Source organism: Roseococcus suduntuyensis (assembly GCF_014196305.1).
GTDB lineage: Bacteria > Pseudomonadota > Alphaproteobacteria > Acetobacterales > Acetobacteraceae > Roseococcus > Roseococcus suduntuyensis.
Genome location: NZ_JACIDJ010000009.1, coordinates 112240 through 119935, shown reverse-complemented (window position 1 = coordinate 119935; position 7696 = coordinate 112240). Strand labels below are relative to the sequence as shown.

Annotated in this window: 6 protein-coding genes; all 6 read right to left on the bottom strand. The window is 72.8% G+C overall.

Annotation, left to right across the window (positions count from 1 at the left end; translation table 11 throughout):
• Nucleotides 1-121: 121 nt before the first annotated feature.
• The 6 genes from GGQ83_RS18985 to GGQ83_RS18960 are packed head-to-tail and all read right to left on the bottom strand — an operon-like array spanning nt 122 to nt 7689.
• The gene (locus GGQ83_RS18985) at nt 122-2149 is read right to left on the bottom strand and encodes a hydantoinase/oxoprolinase family protein (protein WP_184386558.1); all 2028 of its coding nucleotides are present in this window, start codon (nt 2147-2149) and stop codon (nt 122-124) included.
• A complete protein-coding gene (locus GGQ83_RS18980) occupies nt 2136-3893 on the bottom strand; it encodes a hydantoinase B/oxoprolinase family protein (RefSeq protein WP_184386557.1) in 1758 nt (585 codons plus the stop codon). Before GGQ83_RS18980 ends, GGQ83_RS18985 begins: the two co-directional genes overlap by 14 nt.
• Entirely contained in the window at nt 3890-4855 is a 966-nt protein-coding gene (locus GGQ83_RS18975) for an oligopeptide/dipeptide ABC transporter ATP-binding protein (RefSeq protein ID WP_184386556.1), read from the bottom strand. Before GGQ83_RS18975 ends, GGQ83_RS18980 begins: the two co-directional genes overlap by 4 nt.
• On the bottom strand, nt 4848-5840 hold the full coding sequence (locus tag GGQ83_RS18970; protein ID WP_184386555.1) for an ABC transporter ATP-binding protein: 993 nt from the start codon (nt 5838-5840) through the stop codon (nt 4848-4850). The genes GGQ83_RS18975 and GGQ83_RS18970 overlap by 8 nt, the downstream gene beginning before the upstream one ends.
• The gene (locus GGQ83_RS18965) at nt 5837-6682 is read right to left on the bottom strand and encodes an ABC transporter permease (RefSeq protein ID WP_184386554.1); all 846 of its coding nucleotides are present in this window, start codon (nt 6680-6682) and stop codon (nt 5837-5839) included. Before GGQ83_RS18965 ends, GGQ83_RS18970 begins: the two co-directional genes overlap by 4 nt.
• Nucleotides 6682-7689: an ABC transporter permease gene (locus tag GGQ83_RS18960; RefSeq protein ID WP_184386553.1), complete on the bottom strand. Its 1008-nt coding sequence runs from the start codon at nt 7687-7689 to the stop codon at nt 6682-6684. Before GGQ83_RS18960 ends, GGQ83_RS18965 begins: the two co-directional genes overlap by 1 nt.
• Nucleotides 7690-7696: the final 7 nt, after the last annotated feature.

The window sequence follows — 7696 nt, the reverse complement described above, 5'->3', positions numbered from 1 at the left end:
CAGAACTCGCCCGCCATGATCATGCTCCGCTCAACACAAAGCTTGAATCACACAACGCCGCGTCGGAGCTAGAACTGATTGGGTTTGGAGCCTAAAGCGTCTTCAAGCCGAGCGGAAGCACTCAGCGCCGCAGCAGCAGCGCGCCCGTGGCCCCCACCTCCGCGCGCCAGCCTTCCGGCACCAGCGTCGTGGCGTCGAGCTGCACGATGATCGCGGGGCCGGCCACGGAAGCCCCCACGCCCAGCCCCGCACGCGCGATGACCGGCGCCTCGGCCACCCGGCCCTCCAGCCGCATGGCCTGCGTGCCCAGGGTGGCGGCCGCCACATCGCCGCCGCTGGGCGGCAGGGGCGGCAATGCGTGCAGCTTGCCGGTCGCCGTCACCCGCAATGTCACCACCTCGATGGCGATGCCCGGCAGGTCGAAGCCATAGAGGGCCTGGTGGGCGGCGGCGAAGTCCCGGCCCAGCGCCGCGACCGGGGCGAAGGGGATGGGCAGCTCAAAGCCCTGCTCGGCATAGCGCATCAGCACCGCCCGGCTGCGGGACTGCGCCTCGGGGGGCACGGCCTCCTCGGCGAACCATTGGGCGGCCTCGGCCTCCAGCGCGCCGAAGCCCGCCTCCAGCGCCGCGTCCGTCACGGCGTCCAGGGGGCGCGCCAGACTGCGGCTGAACTCCGCGCGCAGATCGGCCGCCACCAGCCCCTGGGCGCAGAGCACCCCCGGCGCCGGCGGGACCAGGACGGTCCGCATGCCCAACAGATCGGCCAGCGCCGCCCCGTGCAGCGGCCCCGCGCCGCCGAAAGGCACCAGCGCGAAGCCGCGTGGGTCATGCCCCCGCTCGACCGAGACCACGCGGATGGCGCCCACCATGTTGTTGTCGGCGATGGCCAGGATGCCGCGCGCCGTGGCCTCCATCGAGAGGCCGAGTGGGCCCGCCACCCGCGCCAGCGCCGCCTCGGCCAGGGCGGGGTCCAGCGCCATGCGCCCGTCCAGCAGGCGCGGCGGCAGGTGGCCCAGGTAGAGATGCGCGTCGGTGACGGTGGGTTCCGTGCCGCCGCGCCCGTAGCAGGCGGGGCCAGGTTCGGCGCCCGCGCTGGCCGGGCCGACCGTCAGGCCGCCCGACCCGACGCGTGCGAGCGAACCGCCGCCCGCGCCGATCGTCACCATGTCCAGCATGGGCAGCGGCAACGGCCAGGGCCCGATGCGGCCCGATTGCGTGAGGCCGATGCGCCCGCCCTCGATGAGGCAGATATCCGCGCTGGTCCCGCCGATATCCACGGTGATGAGGTCCGCCACCCCTTCCGCCGCGGCCATGGCACGCGCGCCCACCACCCCCGCGGCGGGGCCGGAGAGCGCCGTCTGCGCCGGGCTGCGGCGGATGGACGCCGCCCCCGCCACCCCGCCATTGGACTTCATCAGCAGCAGCGGCGCGGCGATGCCGGCCTCGGCCAGCCGCGCCTGCAGCCGCGCGATATAGGTCGAGACGGCGGGCATGACGGCCGCGTTCAGCACGGCGGCCATGCTGCGCTCGTATTCGCGCAGCACCGGCAGCACCTCGGTCGAGGCGGTGATGGCCAGCCCCGGCAGCAACCCGCGCAGCAGCGTGGCCGCGCGCAGCTCATGCGCCGGGTTGGCGTAGGCGTGCAGGAAGCAGATGGCCACCGCCTCCGCGCCCATGGCCGCGATGGCCTGGGCCGCCGCCGCCACGCCCGCCTCGTCCAGCGGCGCGAGTTCGTCACCGTCGGCGGCGATGCGGCCTTCCACCTCGAAGACATGTTCGGGCGGGACGGGCCGACGCGGCTTCACCCAGGCCCAGAGGTTGTCGCGGCGCGGCAGGTCGGCCCGGCCGATCTCCAGCACATGCCGGAAGCCCGTGGTGGTGACGAGGGCGGTGCGCGCCGTCCGCCCCTCCAGGATCATATTGGTGGCGACGGTGGTGCCGTGCAGCACGCGGCCGATCTCGCCGGGCGCGCGGCCGGCCAGCTCCAGCGCCAGGCGCAGCCCGGTGAGGAAGGCCTCGGACGGGTCACGCGGGGTGGAGGGCGTCTTGGCCGTCCAGGCGCGGCCCGTCGTCGCCTCCTGGAGGGTGATGTCGGTGAAGGTGCCGCCGATGTCCACCGCGGCCAGGAGCGGGCGTTCAGTCGAGGGCATCGGCGTAGGCCCCGCGGTGGAAGGCGCCGGCGAGCGGGCGCTGGGCGCGCAGCCGCGCCGTGGCGACCTCGTCCAGCGCGCCATCGGTGATCGCCACACCATAGTCGCGCCGCGCGGCCTCGGCGCTGACGAAGCCGCCGCGCATATCGGCCAGCACCGCCTCGGCCGGGCGGTCATGCGGGTGACCCCAGCCCCCGCCCCCGCCGGTACTGAGGCGCAGGATGTCGCCCCGCCGCAGCACCGTGCCGTCGGAGAGGCTGGGCAGGTGCCGTTCCCCGGGCGTGCCGGGATTGACCACGGCGGCGCCCACGCCCCCGCTCATGCCGCCGGCCACGCCCCAGGGCGGGTTCTTCACCGTGTCGAGGCGGATGGCCAGCACCGCCTGTTCGGCCAGGATTTCATACTCGCGCACCACCCCGCAGCCGCCGCGGAAGCGCCCTGCCCCGCCCGAATCCTCGTGCAGCGCGTAGCGGTGCAGGCGGACGGGGTAGGAGTGTTCCATGAACTCGGCCGGGTAGTTCTCCTGCGCGACGAAGTAGACGGCGTCCGTGCCATCGGCGAAGGGGCGCGCGCCATAGCCCACGCCCACGCCATCGCTCATCAGGAAGGGCTTGCCCTCATGCGCGCCGCGCAGCGCCAGCACGACATAGGCGGAGTGCGCGGCGGGCGCCTCGCCGCCGCGGGCCACCGCCACCAGCCCGTGCAGCGCGGCCAGCAGCCGCATCATGGTGATGCCGCGCAAACCCAGCGGCGCGGGCGCGCGGGGCGCGAGCAGGGAGCCCTCGCGCCGCCGCACCTCGTCCAGCGCGCGCGGCGCTCCGGCGTTGAGCACCTGCCCCGTCTCGCCCTGCAGGAAGTAGAGGCCGAGCGCCATGCCCGGCACGTCCGGGTGCATGAGGAAGTTCACGGGGCCGGGCGCCTGGTCATCGGTGGCGGTGGTGTCCAGCACGAAGCGGTCGTCCTCGCTGCGGGTGAGTGCAAGGCGCAGGCGGAAGGGACCATTGCCCTGCCCGTCCCCATCAATCGCGTCCTTGAAGCGCGTGGTGCCCACGGGGAAGGCATCCCGCAGCTTGGCGCGCACCACCGCCTCGGTGCGGGCAAGCAGTTGCGCGAAGGCATCGGCCAGTATGCCGGCGCCGAAGCGCCGCGCGATCTCCTCCAGGCGGCGCTCGCCCAGGCGCACGGCCGCCATCAGCGCGCGCGTGTCCCCGCGTGACTGGGTGGGGAAGCGGCCATTGCGCCAGAACACCTCCAGCAGCGCGTCATTGGTCTCGCCATCGCGCATGAGGCGCACGGGCGGGATGATGATGCCCTCCTGGAAATGGTCCGTGGCGTCGGGGCTGAGCGAGCCCGCGCGCAGCCCCCCCACATCGGAGAAATGCGCCCAGCCCATGACGAAGCCCACCCGCGCCCCGTCCAGGAAGGCGGGGGCCAGGAACACCTGGTCGTTGGTGTGGGAGACGGCGCCCTGGCTGCCGTAGCAGTCATTGTACCAGTAGAGGTCGCCCGGCCGCATCGTCTCCAGCGGGAACTTTTGGGCCACCGGCCGTACGATGTCGCCGAAGATCGGCAGGTCGCTGCCCACCACCATGGCGCCGTCCGCGTTGAACAGCGCGGTATAAAAGTCCTTCTTCTCGCGGATGAAGGCGGACATGGCGGTGCGTTCCAGCAGCGCCTCCATCTCGGCCTGGGCGGCACGCGCGGCCCCGCGGATGATCTCGAGCGTGACGGCGTCGCAGCTCATGCCGCCTCCCGCCAATGGTGGCAGGCGACATGGTGCGCGGGGCCGGCGGCCTCCGTGGGCGGCGTCTGCGCGGCGCAGAGGGCGCTGGCGCGGGTGCAGCGCGGATGGAAGCGGCAGCCTGCGGGGATGCGGCGCAGCGAGGGCGGCTCCCCTGGCAAGGAAGGCCCCGCGGCGCGGCCGTCGAGATGCGGCGCGGCCGCGAGAAGGGCGCGCGTATAGGGGTGCGCGGGGCGGGCGAAAAGGGCTTCCGCCGGGCCTTCCTCCACCACCTGGCCGAGATACATCACCGCCACCCGGTCGCAGACGCGACGCACCACCGTCAGGTCGTGCGAGATGAAGAGGTAGGTCAACCCGAAGCGCGCACGCAGTTCCGCCAACAGCCGCAGCACCGAAGCCTGCACGGAGAGGTCCAGCCCCGCCGTGGGTTCGTCCAGAATGACCAGCTTCGGCCGCAGCAGCAGGATGCGCGCGAGCCCGATGCGCCGCTGCTGGCCGCCCGAAAGCTCATGCGGGTAGCGCTGCCCGAAATCCGCATCGAGGCCGACCGCGGCCAGCATCTCCGCGATGCGCGCGGCGCGTTCGGCCGCATCGCCGACACCATGGATGCGCAGCCCTTCGTCCAAGGTTGCGCCCACGCGCCACCAGGGATCGAGCGCCGCCCCCGGGTCCTGGTGGACATACTGGATGTCGGCGCGCAGGCGGCGCGCCTCGGCGGGGGCGAGGCCCGAGACGCGGCGGCCGGCCAGCGTGATCTCGCCCGCCGCCTCACGCTGCAGGCCCAGCAGCGTGCGCGCCAGCGTGGTCTTGCCGCAGCCGCTTTCGCCCACCACGCCGAAGGCCTCGCCCTCCGCGATGGAGAGCGTGACGCCGTCCACCGCGCGCAGCGACACGGCGGGGCGGAGAAAGCCGGCGCGGCGGCCGAGATCGGTGGTGAGCGCCTCGGCGCGCAGCAGTTCAGGCAAGGGCGTGCGCCTCCATGCGCGCGGTGTGCGGGCAGGCCACGGCGCGCCCGCCAGGCCATGGCAGCAGGGGTGGCACCTCGCTGCGGCAATCGGGCTGGGCCACCGGACAGCGCGGGTGGAAGCGGCAGCCCGCGGGCTGCGCGGTGGCGGGCGGCACGGCGCCCGGGATGCCCAGCAGCTCCACCGCGCGGTCCGGATGGCAGGAGAGAAGCATGCGCGTGTAGGGGTGGGTGGGCGTGTCGAGCACGGCGCGCGTGGGCCCGCTTTCCGCCACGCGCCCGGCGTAGAGCACGCTCACCTCGTCGCAGAGGCTGGCCAGCACGCCGAAGTCATGCGTGACGAAGAGCATGGACAGGCCGCGCGCCCGCACGAGCTCGCGCAGCAGGCCCAGGATTTCACGCTGGGTGGTGACGTCGAGGGCGGTGGTCGGTTCATCCGCCACGATCAGCGCCGGGTCGCAGCACAGCGCCGCCGCGATCAACAGGCGCTGCCGCTGCCCGCCGGAGAATTGATGCGGATACTTGTGCAGGGCCGCCTCCGGGTCGGGCAGTTGCACGGCGCGGAACAGCTCCACCAGCTTCACGCGGTGCTCGGCGCGCGTGCCGGGGGCGTGGCGGCGCATGATCTCCAGGATCTGGTCGCCCGCGCGGAAGACGGGGTTCAGCGAGAGATAAGGATCCTGCGGGACGAAGCCGATGCGCCCATGGGGCTTGGCCGCGCGGGCGGGCAGGATATCGCGCCCCTCGAAGAGGATGCGGCCACGCGGCGTGGTGGCCCGGCCCGGCAGGATGCCCAGGATGGCGCGCAGCAGCGTGGATTTGCCGCAGCCGCTCTCGCCCACCACGCCGGTGACGCTGCCGCGCGGGACGGTGAGGGTGATGCCGTCGAGGATGTCCGCCACCTCGCCGCGACTGCGCAGCTGCACGGCGAGGTCCTCGATGGTGAGTGCCGCGTCCGTCACTTCCGGCTCCGACGAGCTTCTCATTTGCGGCTCCGCCGCAGGCGGGGATCGGCCGCGTCGCGCAGCCCGTCGCCCAGCAGGTTGAAGCCCAGCACCAGCAGCATGATCGCGAGGCCCGGGAAGGTCGCGTACCACCAGGCATCGGGCAGGTGCTGGCGGGCCTCGGCCACGGCCAGGCCCCAGTCGGGCGTGGGGGGTGCCGCGCCCACGCCCAGGAAGCCCAGCAGCGCCGCGGTCAGGATGGTGAAGCCCATGCCGATGGTGGCGCGCACCAGCACCGCCGGCGCGGCATTGGGCAGCACGTGCAGCAGCAGGATGCGCATGGGATGCGCGCCGATGCCCGCCAGCGCGTCCACGAACAGCGCGCCGCGCAGCCGCCGCGTTTCCGCGAAGACGGTGCGCGCGAAGAAGGGCCAGTAGGTGAGTGCCAGGGCCACCATGGCCGTGGTCAGGCCGGGCGCCAGCAGCTGCCCGAGCGCGAGCGCCAAAATCAGTTGCGGCACGGCCAGGAACACGTCGGTGACGCGCATCAGCACCTCCGACAGCCAGCCGTCCCGCCAGCCGGCCGCGAGCCCGATGGGCACACCGATGAGGATGGCCGCCAGCACCACCGACACCGCCACGATCAATGCGCTGCGCGTGCCGAGGATGACGCGCGAGAAGATGTCCCGCCCGAGATCATCGGTGCCGAAGGGGAATTCCGCCGAGGGCGGGCGCAGGCGGAGCATGATGTTGCTCTCGAAGGCGTCCTCCGGCCGCGGCGCGATCCAGGGCGCGAAGATGGCGACAAACAGCGCAAAGACCACGATCAGCAGACCCAGCGCGGCGACAGGATCACGCAGCAAATGGCGCAGCGCGGTCAGCATCACTGGTCCGCCACGCGGGGGTCTATCACGGCCTGCGCCACGTCCACCGCCACGTTCACCACCGCATAGACCACGCCGATGACGAGGGTCACGGCCAGCAGCGCCTTGTAGTCGGCCGAGAGGATCGCCTGCACGGCATAGGTGCCGAGGCCGGGCCAGTCGAACACCGCCTCCACCGCCACCGCGCCCGAGACCAGCGCCCCGAACAGCAGCCCCACCTGCGTGACGGTGACGGTCACGGCGTTGCGCAGCACATAGATGGCGGCGAGGCGAAAGCGCCCATAGCCCGCCGCGCGCGCGTAGAGCACATAGTCCTTCTGCAACACCTCCAGCACGCCGCTGCGGGTGAAGCGCGCGATGGTGGCAAGGCCCGGCAGCGCAAGCGTGAAGGCGGGCAGCGCCAGGTGGCGCAGCGCGTCGAGGAACATGTCGGGGCGCCCCGCGGCCAGCGTGTCGAACAGCATGAAACCCGTCAGTCGCGGCACCTGGCCCAGCGCCACGTCCAGCCGCCCGCGCAGCGGCAGCAGGTTCCACTCCATCGAGAACTGAAGCTGCAACATGATGGCGAGCCAGAAGGAGGCAATGGCCAGCCCGCCCACCGACACCACCCGCACCAGGTGATCGAGCGGCCCGTTGTGGTCCAGCGCCGCCACGAGGCCGAGCCCTATGCCGAACAGCGTGGCGAGGAAGAGCGCCACGAAGGTCAGCTCCAGCGTCGCCGGCAGGCGCTGCCAGATCTCCTCCGCCACAGGCCGGCCGGAGAAGATGGAATTGCCCAGATCCCCCGAGAGCACCTGCCGCACATGGATCACCGCCTGTTCCAGGATGGGCCGGTCCAGCCCGTACTGGGCACGGATTTGCGCGATCTGCGCCGGCGTGGCGGCATCGCCCGCCAGTGTCGCCGCCGGGTCGCCGGGCACCACCCGCGAGAGCACGAAGGTGAGCAAGATCAACCCCAGCAGCGCCGGGATGGAAAGCGCGATGCGCCGCAGGATGTAGAGGGCCACCTGCCTG